This is a genomic window from Bacillus sp. MM2020_4, assembly GCF_011250555.1.
Taxonomy (GTDB): domain Bacteria; phylum Bacillota; class Bacilli; order Bacillales; family Cytobacillaceae; genus Neobacillus.
Genome location: NZ_JAANMZ010000019.1, coordinates 24,581 through 47,063 on the forward strand (window position 1 = coordinate 24,581; position 22,483 = coordinate 47,063).

Annotated in this window: 19 protein-coding genes; 9 read left to right on the forward strand and 10 right to left on the reverse strand. The window is 39.5% G+C overall.

What is annotated here, in order from left to right; translation table 11 throughout:
* Positions 1–105 precede the first annotated feature (105 nt).
* On the reverse strand, positions 106–1,449 hold the full coding sequence (locus G6554_RS13270; RefSeq protein WP_166242585.1) for a TldD/PmbA family protein: 1,344 nt from the start codon (positions 1,447–1,449) through the stop codon (positions 106–108).
* A 4-nt stretch (positions 1,450–1,453) separates the two neighbouring features.
* Positions 1,454–2,842: a TldD/PmbA family protein gene (locus G6554_RS13275; protein WP_166242587.1), complete on the reverse strand. Its 1,389-nt coding sequence runs from the start codon at positions 2,840–2,842 to the stop codon at positions 1,454–1,456.
* A 226-nt stretch (positions 2,843–3,068) separates the two neighbouring features.
* Here G6554_RS13275 and G6554_RS13280 point away from each other — a divergent pair, with 226 nt between their 5' ends.
* On the forward strand, positions 3,069–3,752 hold the full coding sequence (locus G6554_RS13280) for an NUDIX hydrolase (RefSeq protein ID WP_166242589.1): 684 nt from the start codon (positions 3,069–3,071) through the stop codon (positions 3,750–3,752).
* Here G6554_RS13280 and G6554_RS13285 read toward each other — a convergent pair.
* The 3 genes from G6554_RS13285 to G6554_RS13295 all read right to left on the reverse strand — a co-directional run bounded on the left by G6554_RS13285 (position 3,737) and on the right by G6554_RS13295 (position 6,522).
* A complete protein-coding gene (locus G6554_RS13285) occupies positions 3,737–4,567 on the reverse strand; it encodes an MBL fold metallo-hydrolase (RefSeq protein ID WP_166242590.1) in 831 nt (276 codons plus the stop codon). The genes G6554_RS13280 and G6554_RS13285 overlap by 16 nt on opposite strands.
* Positions 4,568–4,685: 118 nt before the next feature.
* Positions 4,686–5,522 (reverse strand): SDR family oxidoreductase, encoded by an 837-nt coding sequence (locus tag G6554_RS13290; RefSeq protein WP_166242591.1) that lies wholly within the window; start codon positions 5,520–5,522, stop codon positions 4,686–4,688.
* A 22-nt stretch (positions 5,523–5,544) separates the two neighbouring features.
* The gene (locus tag G6554_RS13295; protein ID WP_166242592.1) at positions 5,545–6,522 is read right to left on the reverse strand and encodes a 2-hydroxyacid dehydrogenase; all 978 of its coding nucleotides are present in this window, start codon (positions 6,520–6,522) and stop codon (positions 5,545–5,547) included.
* A 146-nt stretch (positions 6,523–6,668) separates the two neighbouring features.
* Between G6554_RS13295 and G6554_RS13300 the strand changes: the two genes are divergently transcribed.
* Both G6554_RS13300 and ftsZ read left to right on the forward strand, forming a co-directional pair.
* Positions 6,669–7,181, forward strand: a complete 513-nt coding sequence (locus G6554_RS13300; RefSeq protein ID WP_347564305.1) for a hypothetical protein — start codon at positions 6,669–6,671, stop codon at positions 7,179–7,181.
* Positions 7,182–7,434: 253 nt separating this feature from the next.
* The gene (gene ftsZ / locus G6554_RS13305) at positions 7,435–8,607 is read left to right on the forward strand and encodes a cell division protein FtsZ (RefSeq protein ID WP_166242593.1); all 1,173 of its coding nucleotides are present in this window, start codon (positions 7,435–7,437) and stop codon (positions 8,605–8,607) included.
* 34 nt (positions 8,608–8,641) lie between these two features.
* Here ftsZ and G6554_RS13310 read toward each other — a convergent pair whose 3' ends face one another.
* Positions 8,642–9,544 (reverse strand): TetR/AcrR family transcriptional regulator, encoded by a 903-nt coding sequence (locus tag G6554_RS13310; RefSeq protein ID WP_166242594.1) that lies wholly within the window; start codon positions 9,542–9,544, stop codon positions 8,642–8,644.
* Between the two features lie 188 nt (positions 9,545–9,732).
* On the opposite strand from G6554_RS13310, the gene G6554_RS13315 reads away from it, so the two are divergent.
* Both G6554_RS13315 and G6554_RS13320 read left to right on the forward strand, forming a co-directional pair.
* Positions 9,733–11,277, forward strand: coding sequence for a DHA2 family efflux MFS transporter permease subunit (locus tag G6554_RS13315; protein ID WP_166242595.1), 1,545 nt, complete (start codon positions 9,733–9,735; stop codon positions 11,275–11,277).
* A gap of 242 nt (positions 11,278–11,519) precedes the next feature.
* The gene (locus G6554_RS13320) at positions 11,520–12,509 is read left to right on the forward strand and encodes a proline dehydrogenase family protein (RefSeq protein ID WP_166242596.1); all 990 of its coding nucleotides are present in this window, start codon (positions 11,520–11,522) and stop codon (positions 12,507–12,509) included.
* A gap of 101 nt (positions 12,510–12,610) precedes the next feature.
* Here G6554_RS13320 and G6554_RS13325 read toward each other — a convergent pair whose 3' ends face one another.
* Positions 12,611–13,036 (reverse strand): hypothetical protein, encoded by a 426-nt coding sequence (locus tag G6554_RS13325; protein ID WP_166242598.1) that lies wholly within the window; start codon positions 13,034–13,036, stop codon positions 12,611–12,613.
* 340 nt (positions 13,037–13,376) lie between these two features.
* Between G6554_RS13325 and G6554_RS13330 the strand changes: the two genes are divergently transcribed.
* Complete coding sequence (locus G6554_RS13330) at positions 13,377–14,195, forward strand: formate/nitrite transporter family protein (RefSeq protein ID WP_166242600.1); 819 nt, start codon at positions 13,377–13,379, stop codon at positions 14,193–14,195.
* A gap of 215 nt (positions 14,196–14,410) precedes the next feature.
* The gene (locus G6554_RS13335; protein WP_242637807.1) at positions 14,411–15,412 is read left to right on the forward strand and encodes a VanW family protein; all 1,002 of its coding nucleotides are present in this window, start codon (positions 14,411–14,413) and stop codon (positions 15,410–15,412) included.
* 102 nt (positions 15,413–15,514) lie between these two features.
* On the opposite strand, the gene G6554_RS13340 is transcribed toward G6554_RS13335, so the two are convergent.
* Both G6554_RS13340 and pepF read right to left on the reverse strand, forming a co-directional pair.
* On the reverse strand, positions 15,515–17,197 hold the full coding sequence (locus G6554_RS13340; protein ID WP_166242602.1) for a hypothetical protein: 1,683 nt from the start codon (positions 17,195–17,197) through the stop codon (positions 15,515–15,517).
* A gap of 149 nt (positions 17,198–17,346) precedes the next feature.
* Positions 17,347–19,170, reverse strand: coding sequence for an oligoendopeptidase F (pepF, locus tag G6554_RS13345; RefSeq protein WP_166242604.1), 1,824 nt, complete (start codon positions 19,168–19,170; stop codon positions 17,347–17,349).
* A 90-nt stretch (positions 19,171–19,260) separates the two neighbouring features.
* Here pepF and G6554_RS13350 point away from each other — a divergent pair, with 90 nt between their 5' ends.
* Positions 19,261–19,746 (forward strand): PaaI family thioesterase, encoded by a 486-nt coding sequence (locus G6554_RS13350; protein ID WP_166242606.1) that lies wholly within the window; start codon positions 19,261–19,263, stop codon positions 19,744–19,746.
* A gap of 22 nt (positions 19,747–19,768) precedes the next feature.
* Here the strand turns inward: G6554_RS13350 and G6554_RS13355 are convergent, their stop codons facing one another.
* Positions 19,769–20,695, reverse strand: a complete 927-nt coding sequence (locus G6554_RS13355) for a TetR/AcrR family transcriptional regulator (protein ID WP_166242608.1) — start codon at positions 20,693–20,695, stop codon at positions 19,769–19,771.
* A gap of 185 nt (positions 20,696–20,880) precedes the next feature.
* On the opposite strand from G6554_RS13355, the gene G6554_RS13360 reads away from it, so the two are divergent.
* Positions 20,881–22,410: a DHA2 family efflux MFS transporter permease subunit gene (locus G6554_RS13360; RefSeq protein ID WP_166242610.1), complete on the forward strand. Its 1,530-nt coding sequence runs from the start codon at positions 20,881–20,883 to the stop codon at positions 22,408–22,410.
* Positions 22,411–22,483 lie beyond the last annotated feature (73 nt).

Consider the following 22,483-nt stretch of genomic DNA (forward strand, 5'->3'; position numbering starts at 1 on the left):
TTATACGATAGTAATAATTGTCAAAAAATAGGGTGAGAGAATGATCAACGACTGGTTTTGCTGATTATTCGCTTGTTTTTTACACCCACCAAAAAGTGTCTCCTATTACTCTACCGTAACCGATAATGATTTAACTAAAACCGATGGTGATCCAATCGGTGAAAGCGGGAAGGTTAAATCAGAGCCAATTTCCTCGACATTCTGCAATAATTGATAGAAATTACCTGCGATAGTCATTAAGTTTACCGGATATTGCACCGACCCATGGGACACATAGAAACCATTAGCAGCAACCGAAAAGTCTCCGGAAACCGTGTTTGCCCCGGAATGAAGGCCTGATAGACCCGTAATTAAAATACCCTCGTTCATACGATTTAATAGATCCTCATAGGGGACAGTCGATGGTTCGATATAAAGATTAGATGGTCCAACCTTGACGGCACTTTTATAGGAATCTTTATGTGCATGCCCAGTTGTTTCCGTTTGCTCCTTTTTCGCTGTTTTTTGATTGTGAAGGAAGGATTGCAAGATACCAGACTCTACTATTGTCAGTTTCGTAGTCGCAACCCCTTCGCTATCAAACGTTCTACTTGCAAGACCTTCTTTTAGGAATGGGTCATCAAAAATCGTTATTTTTTTTCCGGCAATTTGTTTTCCCAGCTTATCCTTTAAAGATGAAATACCTGCTTGAGTATTTTCGGCTGAAAAATTTGAAGCATATGTTGCCAAAAGACTTGCTGCGGCATCATTTCTTAATAAAACTGGATATTCTTTGCTCTCAATATTTCTGGCACCCAGTTGTGAAAGTGCTTCTTCTGCAGCCTTTTTAGCAATTTCCTTGGCATTTAAGCGATGAAAATCTTTGGTCACATTATATTCATAGGATGTTTTTGTTTCCCCGCCGTCTTTGACGATGGCTTCCACGATGACATACAGATAATTCATTTTGTCCTTTAGAGATAAACCTTTTGTATTTGAAAGACTTCTTGAGACTGATTCTGTCCGAATCATGCAATAATCAGTTGCGATAATTCTCGGATCAATGGTCAGTAATTCCCGTTCAACATCCTTAATAAATTGTATTTTTTCCGGTATGCCCACCTCATTTAATGCAGAAGAGAAAAAGTCTTCTTGCTCGTACTCACTGCTTCCGGCAAAGATTTCTTCCAAATCTTCATCATTTATTATCACCGTGTTTTCTTTCGCATTTTTTAATAAGAAAGAAATGGAGGCATCATCGATTTTCTCGGAATAGGCGTAGCCCATTTTTTCATTAAAAATCCCGCGGAAGGAAACACCGCCGTCTTCGGCAATTTCATATTGATCAATTTCACCCTTATAAACTTGGCACCCAAATACTTCCTTCTTTTCATAATAGATTTCGACATCAGTAAAACCGCTGCTTTTAGCGGCAGTGAATAGTTTCACCTGAAATTCTTGTATATTCATTCACTTATTCCCCCTTTGTCCCACCGACGGTAATTTCGCTGACCCGGATCATCGGCTGACCGACGTTAACCGGAATACTTCCACTAAGTGAACCGCACATGCCGGCACCGTGTCCTAAATTATTCCCAACCATATCGACAAGCTGTAAGGTCTTAGGGCCATTTCCGATTAATGTAGCCCCTTTTAACGGTTTTCCGAGCTTCCCGTTTTTCACTTCATACGCTTCCATGACCGCAAAGTTATAATCGCCTGTTGCTGGGTTAACCTGGCCGCCACCCATATATTTTGTATAAATTCCATGTTCCGTATTAGCGATGATTTCTTCAGGTGTTGATTTTCCAGGGGCAATAAATGTATTCGTCATTCTGGAGGTGGGAGCAAAGCGGAAGGATTGTCTCCTGCCTGAACCGGTTGGTTCCATGCCCATTCTGCGCGAGTTAAATTTATCAATTAAATAGCCTTTTAGAATGCCATTTTCGATGAGGACATTTTTCCGTGCGATTTCCCCTTCATCGTCTATATTGATCGAACCCCATTCATTTTGAAGCGTGCCATCATCGATATATGTAACAATGGAAGGGGCGACCCTTTCACCAATACGATTTGCAAAAACGGAATTGTTTTTCGCAACTGCGGTGGCCTCTAAACCATGTCCACAGGCTTCATGAAAAATAACACCGCCGAATTCATTATCAATAATAACAGGGAATTTCCCACTAGGACATGGGCTGGCATCCAACATCGTCACGGCGATACGGGCTGCCTCATTTGCATAATAGTCCAAATTTAAATCCTCAAAAAACTCGAATCCTTGGTACGCACCAGGTCCATAAAAACCAGTTTCCATTTGGTTTCCACAAACCGCCACTGCCTGAATCGCCAGCCTGGAACGAACCCGTTTGTCTTCGATCCATTTCCCGTCGGAATTAGCAATCTGCACATTTTGTTCTTCCTCCATTAAGCGGACAGTTACTTGTGAAATACTAGAATGGTAGTTACTAGCGGTATTATACGCATTTTTCATGATGGCGGCTTTGCGGGATTTAATCACTTCTTGCGGCAAGAGCTGAATGGGATGAATGGTGTCAAATGATTCTCGCACTAGTGGGGAGGGGTGAAAAATGGTATGTCCGCTAATGGCTTGTGCCGCATTTTTAGCTGCTTTTAAAAGTCCTTCCTTACTATGGTCTGTGGAATAGGCATAAACACTTTGTAATCCTTTAAAGACACGAATGCCGATCCCAAAATCACGCCCAGTGAGACAGGTCTCAATTTTACCGCTTTGCAGGGTGATATTATTGATAAAACGATCCTCGACGAAAATCTCCGAAAAATCTCCGCCCGATGATAAAGCCTCTGTCAGTACGTCTTCAATGATTGATTGACTTAGCATTTTAGACCTCCCAAATTCTTTTTTATACCAGAAAGATTTCATTATTTAATGGAATCATCCGAATATTTGTTCACTTTTATCATACAACAATATGATAATTAATGGTTAATTTTCCCTCTCATGAGATTGTTATTTTTTAAAAATGGTAAAAAAGCTTTTGGAAGGGAAGGGAATTCCCAATAACAAGTTGAATATAAAGGAAAATAGGATAAAAAAGGGTGAATAAATGATGAGTGCCATACCAAGACCAGCATCAACGGTTGTGTTAATGGATCAATCCTCCAGGGTCTATATGACAAAAAGACCTAAAACGATGAAGTTTTTTGCTGGCTATTATGTTTTTCCCGGAGGTTCCGTAGATCGAAGTGACCACATAAAGGAATGTAACAGTTTTATTAAGGGAACACACAATGATTCATTTGAACTTGCATATTATGTGGCAGCTGCAAGAGAATTATTTGAAGAAGTGGGTGTTTTAGTTTGTAAAAATGAGGACGGTTCGCCGGTTCTGCTTAATGAAAAAAAAGCAGTGGAATACCGCCGTCTCCTTATAAATGGAGACATTTCATTTTTGGAGCTGTTAAAAAAGGAAGGACTTCAATTTCAGCTTGATGACTTAACCTACATCGGTCAAATTGTTACGCCAAATAGAAGCCGAATAAGATTTGATACTCGTTTTTTTCTAACTCACCTGCCTGAAGGACAGACCCCAACACCAGATGCGAATGAAATTAGTAAGACCAAATGGATTTCTCCGCGCGATGCACTAACCGCCTGCGATAATGGAGAAATTTTATTGGGGCCGCCAACTGTACATACATTGAAGACTATTTTTAATCATGTAAACGGCCTACCGTTAGAGATGCCTGAATTTAATCTAAACGATTACTTGGCCTATTTGAGAGAATAATAGGAATCATCCATGATCACGGAATCATCTTTCATTAATTTGATTAGATGTGCTTCAGTGGTTCGTTTTGCAACCTCAAAGACATTTGGGTGTGGGAGCTTGTCATAAATCAGATTTGTCAAATGGACTACCGTTAAGCTTCCATGTTCTTCGAGCAGATATTTGATTTGGTTTTCGCGGTAAAATCTCCGGCCTAAAACAAAATCAATATGTTCGTGGGGATTTTCCACCCATTCACCATGTCCGGGGCCAATTTTGTTTAATTTCAATTGTTTTAACCTTTTTAGTGTTTGCAAATAGTCAGACATATTTCCATCAGGGGGCCCGATCCATGATGTTCCTTCCGCCACGATGTTGTCACCGGTAAGGAGAATTTGTTTAGATGAAATATAAAGATTTAATTGACCTGCCGTATGACCAGGGGCATGGAAAATAATGATTTCTTCACCAGCAATGCTAATTCTGTCACCATCCTCCAAAAAGGATAGTTGATCCCAAGGAGCAACAGCTGCAATGGTGGCTTGTTCTTCCTGACGGTGGCAATAAACTACCGGCTTCCAATCTACTAATTGTAATACTCCCGGGGCATGGTCAGGGTGTGAATGGGTTAATATAATAGACTTAGGCAGTGCAAGTCCATTTTCCTTCATCACCCTCTGTAAAACTATTTTCGTATCCGGTTGATCATAACCGGCATCGACTAATATACTTTCATGCTTGTTCCCAATAAGGTAGCAATTTGTAGTGGTATGTGGCAATAAAGTGGGTGTTGGAATTGGAACACGAATTACTTTACATTCATTTCCTGTTTTCATCGTCCATCTCATCCTTTCACAATCTCAAACCTCATGGAATAATCAATTATTATCGTATTCATCATGAATATAAGAAATTCCTGCTAAAAAAAGGATGTCTACGTTTTTTATCACCATTTTAAGACCTTAACTTTTTCAAAATCAGTGATTCTATAAATCTCCATGGGAGGAGATTTTTGATAAACAGAGTTTGCTTTACACCCTTCCCAATTGGATATCTTAGGTTTGGTGATTTTTGTTGCGAGGCAAGTTGCGCTACAAGTTTCGCAACTTCGATGGGATTACCATGAGTAGCTTTCCCACCCTCAATTTCTTTCATCATCCTCTCCATATAGGATAAATAGGGGGAGTCACGATTGATATCCATTTGGTCGACACTTGCCCAAATATTTGTTTGATAAGAACCAGGCTCAATTAATGTTACATCAATCCCAAATGGTTTAAGCTCAAGCCTTAAGCTTTCGCTATACCCTTCAAGGGCGTGCTTAGATGCAACATAGGCAGATAATCCAGGGAATCCCACTCTGCCACTAATACTGCTGAGGTTAATAATCCTGCCTTGCTTTTTTGCCCTCATAAACGGAAGAACGGCTTGTGTTACTGCAATCACCCCGAAAAAATTGGTTTCAAATTGCCGCCGATATTCTTCAATCGTTAACTCTTCACTAAAACCGCCGATGGCAAACCCTGCATTGTTTACTAACACATCTATAGATGGAAAATCTACTAGCTTGGATTTAAATTCATAAATGGAGTCGGTTGAAGTAACATCTAACTGGTTGATTTGAATCGTATTTTCTATCCCTTTTACTTTTGCGAGTTCAAGGAGTTGTTTTGATTTTTTTATATCTCTCATTGTCGCCATGACAGTGAAGCCTTTTGTAGCCAGCTCAATCACGCACAATAAACCAAAACCGCTAGAGGCCCCGGTTACAATTGCAGTTTTATTGGTCATAGTTTCTCCTTTATTCATCCGTTTATCTATTTAGGACGTCAGGGTTAATCAAATTTTTAGGCCGTTTACCGGTTAGTCCTGCAATTAAATTTTCCACAGCTAAATTGGCCATTTTGAGTTCTGTTTCAAAGGTGGATGACCCGATATGTGGTGTAGTTACGACATTTGAAAACTGAAGCAACGGGTGATCTGGTGATAATGGTTCTGATCTATATACATCCAACGCGGCAGCGTGAATCATTTTTTTATGTAATGCTGTCATCAGTGCCATTTCATCAACTGTTTTACCTCGTGAACCATTTACAAAAATCGCGGATTTTTTCATCAGTTTAAATTCTCGTTCCCCCATTATATTCTCCGTGTCAGATGTAAGTGGCGTCATTAAGCAAACAAAATCAGATTGCTTTAGTAATGTTTCTAAGTCACAGAATGTAGCGTTATATTTACCTTCAGCTTCAATGTTACGTTTACGATTGTGGTAAAGAATATTCATGTCAAAACCGAGATGAGCTCTTTTGGCAATGGCTGAACCAATTTTGCCCATCCCGATAATCCCCAATGTTTTATGATGAACATCGATAGCATATTGTTCGGTTGTTAAATGCTGCTTCCAATTTCCTGATTTAACAAAGTGATCTAACTCTGGGATGCGTCGTGCAGCCGCAAGGAGAATACCGAAAATAGCGTCGGCCGTTGTATCCTCGAGAACACCGGGTGTATGGGTTCCCATGATACCGCGTAATGTCATTTCATCAATAGAGAGATTATTATAGCCAGTGGAGTTATTAGAAACAATTTTTAATTTTGGCGCTTTGTCGAGCAATTCCTTATCAACCGGAAGGGCTAGCCCTACAATCCCTTCAGCCTCCTTAAGGGCATGTAAAAAAGCAATGTCTGTTTTAGGATTAATCCCATCAAATATTTCTACTTCAAAGGAATCATCTAGCTGTTTAAGGGCATCTGTTAATACCAAGTTATAGGCAATGATTTTTCTTTTCATCGTATGTTTCTCCTCTCTAGTTAAAGTTCTTTATTTGATAAGTGCAATCCCTATTAAAAGTGACATAAACATTTAAAAGAGTCAATAATTCTGAAAATTAGCAGGTGAACATCCCCCTATTTTTGGTAAATGGGTGTATAATAAAGGTGGAAAGAAGGGACTCCATTGGTTTTACGATCGATTTTTCCAAAACAAATCGAAAGAAGATGGGGAAGATGAGTAAAAAGAATGGTTTGTCAATTGGTGTTGCTGATTTCTTATTAGTATTGGGCGCTGGTGCGATTGTTTGTGGAATTTTGTTCATTTTAAAACCGGATGGCTCGTTGTTGAAAATGTCAGTGGATCTTTTAGAGAATAGCCCCTTTAAAAACTTTTTCATTCCAGGTATCATGTTATTGGTTTTCAATGGGGTATTTAGCCTAATTGCCGCCTTTTTGTTACTTATCCATTACCGTTATGCAGGAATTGGCGTCATGTTCCTTGGCGGCGTAATGATGATTTGGATTGTCGCCCAAGTGTTCTGGCTAGGCTGGATTAGCTGGCTGCAGCCGACGTTTCTGGCATTGGGAGTATTCGAACTAATTGTAGGACTATACTTGGATTCGCAAAATAACATTGGATTGTTTAGTGGCCGCCATCATGGTTCACATGCCCATTAAATAAAAATGTAAATTTTCATATAGTGTAAAGTCCTCTTAATGGAGGGCTTTATTTTTTGCGAAAAAATTATGGGGACAGAAAAATGATGAAAAGTACGTTCAAATGAATACGAGGCACTATAGTAACTCCTCTATTATTTTGCTAAAATAGTAAGTGCTATTAGTTTTTTTAGGCTAAATATCATATAATAAATCTAAAGTGAATTTTCTGAATAATGAAGTAATGTTGGGATTAGGCTAGGAGGAATTGTCGATGTGGGATTTTGATATGAATATAGATCAAATAGCGAGAATTAAAGTAATCGGCGTTGGCGGTGGGGGAAATAACGCTGTTAACCGAATGATTGAGGATGGCATACAAGGCGTTGAATTTATTGCTGTGAATACAGATGCCCAAGCTCTTAATCTATCGAAAGCAGAGATTAAGATGCAAATTGGGGCAAACTTAACAAGAGGATTAGGAGCAGGTGCCAATCCAGAAGTTGGGAGTAAGGCAGTAGAGGAAAGCCGCAAGCAGCTGCAAGAAGTATTAAAGGGAGCAGACATGGTTTTCGTTACAGCCGGAATGGGCGGCGGTACGGGGACCGGGGCTGCACCAGCGATTGCACAAATTTCCAGGGAGCTTGGTGCTTTAACAATTGGTGTGGTCACTCGTCCATTTGGATTTGAGGGTCGTAAGCGTGCTGTCAACGCGGCAAGTGGAATTGAAGCAATGAGGGAAGCAGTGGATACATTAATTATTGTTCCCAATGATCGCTTATTGCAAATTGTTGATAAGAAGACCCCGATGTTGGAAGCATTCCGTGAAGCGGATAATGTCCTTCGGCAAGGTGTACAAGGGATTTCCGATTTGATTGCCGTGCCAGGCTTAATCAACCTTGATTTTGCTGATGTGAAAACAATCATGTCCAATCAAGGAACGGCCTTAATGGGGATAGGGGTGGCAAAAGGCCCGCATCGTGCTGTTGAAGCCGCAAAAAAAGCCATTTCAAGTCCGCTCCTGGAAACTTCCATTAATGGTGCTCAAGGGGTACTCATGAATATAACGGGCGGTAGCAATCTAAGTCTCTACGAAGTACAAGAGGCAGCTGATATTGTTGCGTCTGCAGCGGATAAGGAATTGAACATGATTTTTGGTTCCATCATTAACGAGAGCCTAAAGGAAGAAATAATGATTACGGTTATTGCTACAGGCTTTGTGGAGTATGATCGCACATCTAAAACTCAATCTCCGACTATCACAAAAGAAGGAAGGACCCCTTCCAGTCGTTCAAAAGTCATACAGGAAGAACCAATTCAAGGAAATGAACGGCAATGGTATCAGCCTGAAGAAGAACAGGGGAACGATCACCATTCTCAATCGCAGGACCAAGACGATTCTCTTGATATACCGGCATTTTTGCGTAATCGAAGAAGATCCAGATAAAAGATAATCCCCCAAATCGCAAAAGGTTTGGGGGTTAGTTGTCTTCTTCTATATCCTTAAAAAATGACTCAATCAGATGAATAAGCTTTTGGAAACTTTTCTCTTCCATGATATCTTTTTTCGAATTCAATGTTGATATGGCACTTTCAACAAGATATTTTCGCGGTTTCTTGTTGTTCAATAGTTCATCATGAATAAAGTCTAATAATTCATCGTTTTTGAACTGATCATCTTTTTGGCAAAGGGATTTTTTTACTAATAGGATTGTATGATAGAGTTCCTGCTGGAAAAACTTGCTGCTTTTCTGACAGTTCGGCAGCCATTGATCCAGAAGTTCAGGATTTAGTAATTGTTCGTCCGCTTCTGCTACCTCATTTACCACTTGCGTTATCCGCCCCACACTGTATCGGACAATTTTATCGATACTCTTCGTATTTGACTTTTTCGCCATCCCGTTAAATTTTAGGTTGTGGAGTAGAATTCCGTTAAACATAACCGCACAATCTAACAAAAAGGGCTTTTTGCTCTCACCAAAGAGATCGATGAAGCGATGGTAAACCCAGCGAAGATTCCTTAATTGTCCATCTCTAATAAGTTGCTTAAGCTCTTCATCATTTGAAACAAATACCTCTTCGAAAAGAAATAATAACTTATTCGTCCGGGTCATTTTCAATTGCAATTCCACTTGCTTGATAAAGATTTCGATGTTTGAAGGGTCTTCCCCGATGAGTAGTTCACTGCGATCATAGTCAAGCTTTTTATAAATCATTTTAAAAAGTGCGATTAATAATTCATTTTTGGAAGAAAAATAGTTATAAAATGTGCCTTTAGAGATACCACTATAGTTTAAAATATCTTGAATAGACGTGGCTTGATACCCTTTGTCTATAAATAATTGGCGGGCAGCATCAATTACATGCTGTTTCCTGTCATTCATTTCATCACCCTTACTTTGCATGGTAGACTGCGTGTATAAAAATTATAGTACCTTATTTAATAGAAGGTTACAAACCCATTAAATAACAGGATATTTTTTGATTGCAAAATTTGAACCAAAGGTATAAGATAGTGGTTATCTGATTTTTAATGATATGTTTGGACTATTCGTCTAAGGGGGAAACAATAATGGATCATACCGAAAAAAAGCATGACCGTCCACCATACGGAATTTTAGCCGTATTGATGATCGGTGCCTTTATTTCATTTTTAAACAACACGTTATTAAACATTGCACTGCCTTCTATTATGAGGGACTTGAATGTAGAAGCATCCACGGTTCAGTGGCTTACTACAGGGTTTATGCTGGTAAATGGGATCTTGATCCCAGCAAGTGCGTTCCTCATTCAAAAATTTTCAGTACGGCATATCTTCTTAGGTGCCATGATCTTATTTACAGCTGGAACGATTCTCGCTGGTTTTGCCCATGTATTTCCGCTCCTTTTAGCAGGACGGATGCTGCAGGCTTCGGGGTCTGCCATTTTGATGCCGCTTTTAATGAATGTTATGTTAGTATCCTTCCCAATTGAAAAAAGGGGAGCGGCGATGGGTGTTTTCGGTCTGATATTGATGTTTGCACCAGCCATTGGGCCGACATTATCTGGCTGGATTATTGAGCATTATGATTGGAGAATGCTATTCCACTTTGTTACACCTATTGCTATTATTGTTGTATTACTTGGTATTTTCTTACTTAAAGACAAAAAAGAGAAAGTGGATATCCGCCTTGACTTCTTGTCGCTTCTCCTTTCAAGTATTGGTTTTGGCGGTATTTTATATGGGTTTAGTTCTGCCGGCAGTAAAGGCTGGGATAGCCCATTAGTGTATGGAACGATTGCCATTGGAATTATTTCTTTGACCGTATTTATTCTGCGTCAGTTAAGTCAAGATGAGCCATTATTAAATTTTAGGATCTATAAATACCCAATGTTTGCCTTGTCTTCTGTTATTACCATGTCCGTTAATATGGCTTTGTTTTCCGGAATGCTCTTGCTGCCTATTTATGTTCAAAACCTTCGCGGCATCTCGCCAATGGACGCAGGACTTATGCTAATGCCAGGGGCTATTTTGATGGCGTTGATGTCTCCGATCACAGGTAAATTATTTGATAAAATCGGTGGACGGATTCTTGCTGTCACTGGATTAGCAATTATCGTCGTGACAACTTATGGATTTAGTCAATTAACCCTTCATACAACATATACACACCTGATTATTTTATATTCAATACGAGCATTTGGGATGTCAATGGTCATGATGCCTGTTTCTACAAACGGCTTAAATCAATTACCAAGACGTTTCTATCCACATGGTACGGCCATGAATAATACATTAAACCAAGTAGCAGGTGCTATTGGGACTGCCTTAATGGTGACCATTATGTCAAATCGTGCTGAGTCGCAGGGGAAAGTGCTTGGTGAGGAAGCAATGAAACACTTGACAGGAAAACCAACTCCAGCTGCACTTGCCGAAATGAAACAACAGATCATGATGCAGGCAACATTGAACGGAATTAATTACTCGTTCCTAATCGCTAGCTTTATTGCTGCTTTAGCCCTCGTATTGGCATTCTTTATCAAACGTGTTAAACATGCAGAAGACGAACTAAAAGGTGGGAGCACCACAACAAAAACTGCCGATAAAAAAGTCGCTGCAAAACTAGTAGAGAACTAAGGTGCCTGACACCCTTTATACTATTGTCACTATGATTTTAAGCCCATTTCTTTTTTTGAGATGGGCTTATTTTTATAATTCCGGAAATAATATAATAGGTGTAATACCAGCGAAAAGACCCAGAAAAACAACTGATAATTAAGGTATGGTAAATGATTTATTTCCGAAAATTCTCAAAATAAATTTTAATGAAAGCGTATGCTATAATGATAATAAAAAACAACAGCAAGGAGCAAATCGCAATGTTGAAAGATATTTTTATGGGTTTATCCCAAAACCAATTTCTTAACAGCACAGCAAAGAAATATGGGTTAAAAATGGGGGCGCAAAGCGTTGTTGCTGGAACGAATATACCGGAAGTCATTAAAAGTATAAAAGAACTAAACGCGCATGGAATCTCTTGTACTGTCGATAACCTTGGAGAATTCGTGTTTAAAGAAGAAGAGGCAACAGCTGCGAAGGAACAAATTTTACAGGTCGTTGAGGCAATCCATGAGAACCAAGTGGATGCACATATTTCTTTAAAGCCGACCCAAGTTGGCTTGGATATCGATTATACTTTTTGTTTGAACAATGTACGAGAGATCGTGGATAAAGCGAGCCAATATCATATGTTTATCAATATTGATATGGAGGACTTTAAACATCTAGAACTAACCTTTAATTTATTGGACGACCTCTCGCTAGAGTATGAAAATGTCGGTACCGTAATACAAGCATATTTCCATAATGCACTGGAATATGTTGAACGATATAAAAATTATCGGATTCGTCTTGTAAAAGGTGCATATAAAGAGTCAGAAGAAATCGCATACCAGGACAAGAAGGACATCGATAACAATTATATTAAGTTAATTGAATGGCATTTATTGAACGGGAAATTTACTTCGATTGCGACACATGACCACAGAATCATAAATCATGTGAAAGAATTTGTTAAACGCAACGATATTTCCAAAGATAAATACGAGTTCCAAATGCTCTATGGCTTTAGGAAAGAGTTGCAGCTTAAATTGGCAAGCGAAGGTTATAACTTCTGTACGTATGTTCCCTTTGGAAATGATTGGTATGGGTATTTCATGAGACGCCTGGCGGAAAGACCCCAAAACTTAAATCTTGTTGCGAAACAAGTATTTAATAAAAAGACAAACACCATACTCGGGGTAGCAGCAGGGGCCTATTTATTAGGAAGAATAACAACTTCTAAAGATAAGAAGAAAAAACGTAATTAAGTGCAATAGGACATACAAAAAGACTACCAACACAAATGTAAATGTGTTGGTAGTCTTTTTATGCGGAAAAGGTTATCACTATCATAATAGGAATAAGGGTGTCAGGCACCATTAGTAACTGCGCTGTAGGAGAAATTGGCGTCGTCCCATTGATAGAGTCCTTCTTGGAGTTTGATGATGGAATCAAATGGCCGTTGAAGGGGGGTGTCCGTTTCCAGCTCCATAATGTCCGGACTATTTTTTTGCTTCTCGATCAATTGGGTCCTTAATCGAAGCATATCTGTTTTGGAAGCGACGCGAATGATTTTATCTAGGGTAATTTTCTTTTCGCTGATTCCGTAGGTATTACAAATACTTGTCTGAAAACTTTTGTTATACTGTAGCATCATGTGTAAATCATTGATACATGCCACGCCGAAAACCTCTTTTATAATATCCTCATAACGCAGCTGTGTACCAGTTGCAAATTTAATAATATTTTTTTCAGGGTTCTCTAGGCAGTATACTGTTTCAATTGTATTTTCCATTTATAACACCTTTTCTTCAATATATTTCTATCGCAAATACTTCAATGGGCATTGTCAATGTGAGTGGGAAACTAGAAGGAATTAAAAAAAACTACGCATATTAGTGATCGTATGACTCTTACTATTTCTGTGTAATATTTATATTATAACATACTTTGTCTCATCACCCGCTAAGCTTCTTCAAATATGTAGAAAATTGTCGAAATTATATCGAAGGAAACACAGTAAAGGACTATTAATAGTTATAAAACGTTCACAGGAATGTGGAAGAAGTTGTTATAAAATAGAAGTATGTTAAAAACTTCACAAAGTAAAAAGTTGTTGTTGAAAGGAGCACATCATGGGGTACAGTAAACCGGAAAAAATTTTGGAAATAACCGTGGAAAATGGAGTGAAGAAAACGAAATATTCGCTGATGCAGACGATGATCTTAGGTTTTGAAGCGGGAGCCTTTATTGCTTTAGGATACTTAGTATTTATCCGCGTAACCGCAACCCTCTCACCCAATTTAGAAGGGTTAAGTAGCTTGATTGGCGCGTCTGTGTTTCCGATCGGCCTTATTCTTACCTTAATTGCCGGAGGTGAACTTCTTACAGGGAATATGATGGCTGTGCCGCTTGCAAGGATGGCTAACCGGATTACAACCGGTCAGGTCTTTTTTAATTGGTTTCTTGTTACTGTCAGTAATTTTCTTGGGGCTATCTTTGTCGCCTACTTTTTTGGCCACCTTGTTGGACTTACCGAAGTGGGGCCATACCTCTTAAAAACCATAAGCATTGCAGATCACAAGCTTGAAGCTTCCTTTTTGCAAGCCTTTATTTCAGGAATCGGCTGTAATTGGCTGGTTGCCGCAGCTGTTTGGCTTTGTTACGGGGCGGAAGATATGTTTGGAAAAATTGCTGGTATTTGGTTTCCAACCATGACGTTTGTAGCAATTGGATTTCAACACGTGGTGGCGAATATGTTTGTGATCCCAGCAGCCATTTTTGCCGGCCATTTTACTTGGATTGAGTATCTACATAATTTTATCCCAGTCTTTTTAGGAAATGCCATTGGCGGAACGATCTTTATTGCTATGGCATATTGGTACGCATTTGGGGAGAAGAAATCACCATATACAAAGACTAGCATGGAGAAGACAATGGAAAAAGCGGGATAATGTTGTAATATGCAGCAGTGGAGGAGCCTAGGCTTCACCGCTGTTTTTTTATTTAAATGCCTTCAAATCCCTCCGTTTCAGAAAATGTTTTGATCATCATCCGGACATATAGACAGGTTAAAAGGAATAAAATGTGTGAATGGAAGATCCAACTTACTATTCAGACTGTGTTGAATAGGCAACAATGATTAGGAAAAGAGGAGAAGTTGCAGGAAATGGCTATGCGGAAATGGGTAATGACAATATTAGTAATTGGTAGTTTAATAGGGCTTTCGGGGTGTGCAGAAAAAACAACCAAAGAAAAAACACAGGAGGAAAAAATAACAGACCCACAAAAAGAGTCGATTCAAAAGCCACCGAAAGAACCGCAAAAAGTAGAGGAACAAAAGCCGATTGTAGTAAATGTTGTTGATCCCGATACGAAGCTGATTTTAAAGACTTTTTTACCAATTGATTTAGGATTTGAAACAGATCCAGAGAACTATAAAAAGGAATTGGAGAAGTGGGCCAAGGAGTTAGCGAGAGGAACGGAAACTACAACTGGATATGACCAACGAATGGTGCTTGATAAATTGGATGAAGATGGTCAAATTATTAAAGGAAAACCACGGATCATTTTAGATGAAGTCGTATTAGTGGAAAGATTAATGACGGCATCTAGTAAGGGTGGTGATGTCGAGCTTCCACTTGAAGTAACTGACAGCGGCTATAACCCTGAAGATGCTGCACATTTAAGCGAAGTGGTGCTTGCCTCTTTCACGACCTATTTTAGTAGCGGGGTTGTGGGGCGATCGAAAAATATTGAACTATCTGCAGAGGCAATTGATCAAATCATTGTTGGAACAAAGGATATTTTTTCGTTTAATACAACGGTAGGTCCAAGTGACACTGAACATGGGTATCAACCGGCAAAAGAGATTGTAAATAAGCAATTGGTCGATGGAATCGGCGGCGGGATTTGCCAAACTTCCTCCACGCTGTTTAATGCGGTTGATCAAGTAGGAGTAAGTTATGTTGAAAAACATCACCATTCCTTATCTGTTGGCTATGTTCCGGCAGGGCGGGATGCCACTGTGTCATATGGCGGTCCGGACTTTCGTTTTCAAAATACAATCGGTGTGCCTTTTATCATTAAAACGATTTACGGCAAAGGGAAAATAACTGTCGAGGTGAGAACCTCTGCTGCGTATCAAAGTCTGATTGCAAAAGGAAATTAACTATAAGCAACGCAAAATAGAATAAAAAAATAGGCGGAACTGTCTCATTTCTGATTAGCTCCGCCTTATGTTACTAATAACTGAATGACATTCGGACAAACTTTATTGTAATCCTTCTATTTTAAGTGTTTTGACAGGAAGGAAATCTTCTCCTGTTTCTAGGTAGCTCATCGAAACGTGATCACTCTCTTTTAGGTAGATGGCTAATGGTGCTTTTTCCGATGATATCAGATAGTTTTTATGGTTATCTAATAGGAAAGAAACAACTGTAAAATCTCCGGATTTTTCTTTATAGACCCTAAGAACTGTACCAGAGAGTTGTTTTTCTTCGGCTTTGGAGCTGCCGTTCACAGTACCTTTTCCACGCTGCAACGCGGTCTTATATTGTTTTAAGGCTTCATTTGGGGTGAGGCCATATACGGAAATTTCCGGATTTGCTGCCGAAACGATAAAGTAATTTTGCAAGAAGCCGTTAGAATCAAGGACAGGTGTTAGCCAGCTCGCCTCTCCGTAAAAATTATAGAGGATTGGCATTTGGCCATGCCATTTCTTTTCAATAAATTTCTTTTCAATAATTTGTAAAGCCCCTTGTGAATCCATATAGGATTGATCCGGGTTTCCTGTATAGTAGGTCGCTTTCCCGGTTCTTGAGTTGGTTAGAGAGTAGCCAAGCATCGAGTCTACTCCCTCTTTTGGACTGGTGAAATCGGTGAAGTAATACATCACACCCTTTTCATCAAAAATTGGACTGACATTTGCCTCGGTACCTTCATCTGAAGGAAGCTTTACATCTGATTTTCCAAATTTACTATTCCAAAATCCATGGATAAAGTTCCCAAAATAGCTATTTTGCAGACTTACTACCTCAGGTGATACTGCGCCGTCAATAAAATCGGGAACCTCTGATAAAGGATATTCTTTCGTTTCGCCACTCTTTGAATCAACGACTACAATTCCTTCTACATCAAAGCCATTACGTGCCGAAATAAATTTCCCGTAGGAACGAATATAAAACGGTTTTCCTTTGTCATCTATTTCTAACTGCACATCCCCATAAAAAATTTTCTTCGAATAGTTCATCCGAATATGGCGCTCAACATTTTTATTAAAGAAGGAGGATGGGGTGTACACCATTTCCGACTTGATGAATTTAGGATTTGCAGATGAATCTGTGGCGCTTAAGGAAAAATAACCTGGTGTTTGATCACCTTTCCACCATTTGAAAAATCCTGAGAATTCAACGGGGGCGATATAGACATAATCACCATCCACCTTTTGAATTTGTAAATTTCCAAGTTCATAATAACTTGTGTTCGGCACTTGGCCGAATGCTTTTTTCATTTTGTTCCGGGCAAATTGCGGCGGGACGCTGGCGGGTGTTTCTTTTTCATCGAAGGTCTTGATTTCTACCTTTTGATTCATTTCGGCAATTTCATATTTATCATCAGCATTAAACATAAAGGCCGAAAGGAAATACACACCGATGATGAGACTAATAATGAATAATAGAGCCTTAGCCTTTCTTTCTGCCCCTTTTGATAGGATTGCTCCAGTAGCGGTAAGAAGGATGGCTAACGGCCAAAGGGTGGAGAAATTTCTATCAAAATTACTAAAATAATAGAAGGCAAAGACACAAGCCATCAGTATGATAACCACCGCTAGGATGACGCCAGTCTTTAGCGGTGTACTATCCTTTGTACTTTGCTTTCCATTTTTATAAATGGGTAATAGAATGACGGCAGAAGCCATTCCAACTATCAGCGTAAATATGAATATGTTCCCCATAAAAATCTCCTTTTTTTCTTGACGTTCTGTGCATAATGATAAATATACGAAATATCAAAAGAAAAGTTTCAAAATAAAAAAAACGAGCCATAGAGAGTTTCCTAAAGCTCGTTTTTATCATTTCCAATACAGCAATAAGAAAAAGGGTGTCAGGCACCAACTTCAAATGATCGCTCTAATTCATCAATTAGTGAACCGACGTAGGCGACGGCTTTCTTGATTGGATCTGGTTTGGACATGTCGATACCTGCATGTTTTAGTAGTTCAAGTGGCTTCATGGTGCCTCCGGCCCGGAGCACTTCCAGCCATCTGTCTACGGCAGGCTGGCCCTCTTCTTGAATCATTTGGGCAACAGCGGTTGATGCTGTTAATCCAGCAGAGTAAGTGTATGGATATAGGCCCATGTAATAGTGGGGCTGACGCATCCACGTCAAGCATGCACCCTCATCGATTTCAACGGTGTCTCCCCAGAATTCAGAAAGTACAGCACCAGTCATTTCTGATAATGTTTTGGCAGTAAGGGCTTTGCCTTCCTCAGCAAGGGCATAGACTCTGCGTTGGTATTCGGCTTCAAGTAAATGGGTCACGAAATTATGATAATAGGTACCGAGCAGCTGAAGGATAACCCATCGGCGCATTTGCGTATCTTCATTTTTAGCAAGCAAGTGCTGGCCTAACAACATTTCATTCATCGTTGACGGTGCTTCAACAAAATACATGGAGGGACGGACATTCATAATCCGTTGGTTTTTATTCGCTAAAAAGAAATGCCCCGCATGCCCAAATTCATGGGCCAGAGTGAAGCAGCCGCGCATGTTATCCTGCCAGCTAATAAGGATGTACGGATGAGCACCATAAGGGCTGGAACAGAAAGCGCCTGTTGATTTGCCCACGTTATCTGCCCGATCAACCCAGCGCTCATGAAAGCCGCGTTCGATAATTTCACAGTATTCAGGGCCCATTACTTTTAAGGATTCCAAGATGATCTGGCTTGCTTCTTCATAGGTTGTTTCCGGATTGAAATCCGGATCCATTGGTGCCTTCAAATCACAGAAAAGCATTTGATCTAGTCCTAAAACCTGTTGCTTTAATTGGGCAAAGCGCCGCATATGTGGTGCTAATTCTGTAAAAATGATATCGATTTGATTGTTATACATATCTAATGTAACCTGTTGTGGTTCGAGCAGCATATGGGTGACCGACTCATACTTACGTAAGCGTGCAAGGGTAACTTGTTTATTTACCTCAGCAGCATATGTTGCGGCCATTGTATTTTTATACTGTTTAAGCGATGAAACAAAGGAGTTGTAAGCCTTTCGGCGGACCGCTGTATCTGCTGAAAATTCATACCGATTTTCAAATAAAGCAAACGAAACAGGTAATTCGTTTCCGTTGGCATCTTGAATAGGTGCAAACTCCATATCGGCCAACTTGCTCATCTGATAAATCTGATAGGGGGCGCCTTGTAAATCGCCGAGCGCTGCCAGTGCTTCTTCCGTTTCTGGTAATAATTTATGTTTTTTCGATTCTAGTAGCTCTTCTAAACTTTTCTTGAAAGCCCCAAGCATAGGTTCTTCTTTTAGATATTTTTCAATGGTAAATTCTTCAAGCGCTAAGATTTCCGAGTTAATAAAAGATAAGGCAGCAAAACTTTTTGTCCGTAGGGCGGAGAATTTCGCTGAATTCGCCTGATTTATCGGATCTGTGCTATCGGCAGATTGTTTTAAATTGGCAAATGTCGATGCCTTAACCATTCGCATTAAATGCTGCTCCTGAGCAGACAAACATTCTAGTAATGCCTTTGCACTGGTATGTAATGTCCCTTTAAATTTGTTAAACTCCAAGATTTGATTCTCGATCACTTCACATTCTGTTTCCCATGCTTCCTCAGAAGAGAATAAATCTTTCAAATTCCAGGTTTGCTCTTCAGGAACCTCTGAACGAGTAAGACGTTGTTCAACCGTTTTTTTCATCACATTTTCCCCCTTGAAAATTTTCGTGTTACTAAATTTTATCATATGTTATTAAATATGTTATACTTTTCTGAAAAAGGGGGAGAGAGTATGGAAGAAACAGTAGTAAAAGCGATTCAAGATGAATATCCTGATGATTTTGCTTGGTGTTACGGCTGTGGCCGATTAAATGAAGCAGGACATCATTTTCGAACAGGATGGTATGGTGAACAAACGGTGTCGATTTATTCACCAAATCCTGAACATTTAGCATTGCCGGGCTACGTCTATGGCGGGCTTGTTGCCTCGTTCATTGATTGCCACGGGACAGGCTCAGCATCGCTATTTCTTCATCAGAAAAATGGTCATGAACCAGGTGATGGGGCAGAGCCGCCCCGCTTTGTAACGGCATCCTTAAATGTGAACTTTTTGAAGCCGACCCCACATGGAGTACCCTTAAAAGCAGTTGGAACGGTCCAGGAAATCCATCCAAAAAAATTTAATGTAGTAACAGAGGTTTTTGCGAATGAAGTGTTGTGTGCACGCGGTGAAGTGGTTGCGGTCGTCATGCCAAGCACATTTTTGAAAAAGGAATAACCACAACCAGCACCAAAAACCCTTAATCTATGTGATTAGGGTTTTTTTCTGCCTCATCTACTTGTCTGAAATATTCATCGACCAGCGTTTCTAACTGTTGAAGTTCCTTTTTACAGTAAGAATGATCTTTCATCGAAGTTATAACGCTTCCAATTATGAATTTACGGGGGGTATTGGAGTGTAGTAATTCATCCTGGATAAATTCTAACAGCTCCAGATATTTCTCCTGTTCATCATGTGTAGGGATATTCTTTGAAATCAATTTTCTTAGCGTTCCAGATAGATGAAGAAGTTTCTCTTTAAATCCATGATTGTTGTTTGAATTAGTTGGCAGCCACTTTTCCAAAAGTGCTGGTTCAAGCAACTGATCACCGGATTCGGACACTTCTTCTACCATTTTTACTAATCGAGCGACACAATACCGAACCACGGGGCCAATTTTTTCACCTGTTTTATGTGCTTGGCGGTTATATTGAACATTATACTGCAAGAATCCCTGGAACATAACAGCACAGTCCAACAGAAATGGCTTTTTGTCTTCACCAAAAATATCTATGAACCTCAGATATAGCCATCTAAGTGAATTCAACCGGCTACGTTGAATAAATTGCCTAAGTTCCGTATCATTTGAAGCCATGACTTCTTCGTAAATGGCAATAAGCTTGTTTTTTCTATTTGTCACCATTTGCATTTCAAGTTGCTTAATAAAAATTTCAAGATTGGCCGGGTCTTGACCAATCAATAAATCATTTCGTTCTTGATTCAGCTTCTTATAAACTGATTTATAAATGCCAATTAATAACTCGGTTTTCGATGAAAAATAATTATAAAATGTTCCTTTAGAAATACCGCTGTAGTCTAAAATGTCCTGAATGGATGTAGCTTGATAGCCTTTTTCGATAAATAGTTGATGTGCCATTTTAATAACGTTCTGTTTTCGATTATACATAGAGTCACCTTACCATTATTTTGTACCCCTTGTATAAAATATACTACCTTATATAAGCCTGCATGACAAACCCATAAATTTGTAGATTTTTTGATTGCCAAAACTAAACTGACAGTATATTATTATGTAATGGTGAAATAGAGGTATAAAAAAATGGACTATCAGTTTATGAGGGGGGAAATGTAATGGATCAAACGATAAAACAGACTAATCGTCCGCCATATGGAATTCTTGCGGTTCTAATGATTGGCGCCTTTATTGCTATGTTAAACAACACATTATTAAACATTGCCTTACCGTCGATTATGAAGGACTTGGAAGTTGAAGCATCGACCGTTCAATGGCTTGCGACTGGGTTTATGTTAGTGAACGGAATCCTCATTCCAGCTTCGGCTTATTTAATTCAAAAATACACAGTGAGAAGATTATTTTTAGTTTCAATGGGGTTATTTACAATTGGAACGATTCTTGCTGGGTTTGCTCATGTGTTTCCAATTCTGTTAACCGGGCGGATGATACAAGGAGCGGGATCAGCCATCTTAATGCCGCTATTGATGAACGTGATGTTAGTCAGTTTCCCGGTGGAGAAAAGGGGAGCCGCAATGGGCGTATTCGGCTTGGTTCTCATGTTTGCTCCGGCAATTGGTCCGACGTTATCAGGCTGGTTAATTGAACATTATGATTGGAGAATGCTATTCCATTTTGTTACACCTATTGCGATTGTTGTGCTGTTGATTGGCTTTTTCTTATTGAAGGATAAAAAGGAAAAAGTCATTATTCATCTTGATTTTTTATCACTAGTGCTTTCAAGCATCGGATTTGGTGGAATCCTTTATGGGTTTAGTTCCGCAGGTAAAAAGGGCTGGGATAGTCCTGAAGTATATGGAACACTTGCAATTGGCGTTATTTCACTAGTTGTGTTTATTATGCGTCAATTAAAGCAAGAAAGACCGTTGTTAAATTTCAAGATCTATAAATATCCGATGTATGCCTTATCCTCCGTTATTTCGATGGTGGTGACGATGGCGATGTTCTCCGGAATGCTGTTAACACCGATCTATGTTCAAACGATTCGCGGAATTTCACCGCTGGATGCGGGCTTAATGATGCTGCCTGGAGCCATTTTAATGGCAATCTTGATGCCGATTACGGGAAAATTATTTGATAAGTTTGGCGGTCGTATATTAGCAATCATTGGTTTAACGATTACGGCGGTAACGAGCTACTATTTTAGTAAACTAACATTAGAAACAACCTATACACACTTAATTATTTTATACACCGTACGGATGGCGGGTATGTCAATGGTCAACATGCCGGTTTCAACTAATGGTCTAAACCAGTTACCAGCACGTTTTTATCCTCACGGTACTGCGATGAATAGCACCATGTCGCAGGTTTCCGGCGCTATTGGTACTGCACTTTTAGTTACAGTAATGTCAAACCGTACTGAAACACATGCAAAGGAAATTGGTGCAGCTGCCATGGCACATTTGACGAAGCAGCCAACACCTGCGGTACTTGCAGAATTAAAGCAGCAAGTGATGATGAAGGCGATGTTGGAAGGGATTAACGATGCATTCTTAGTAACCGTTGGTATTGCGGCATTAGCGTTGATTCTTTCCTTCTTTATTAAACGGGCGAAACAAGCAGAAGATCCGAGTGAATTAAAGCCAGCTGAAAAAAATGTAGCGGCAAAATTTGCGGAAAGTTAATGTAAGGGATAGAGGTGACATTATAGTCATCTCTATTTTTTTTGGTATGGGTATCATTTGCTTTTTTACGAAA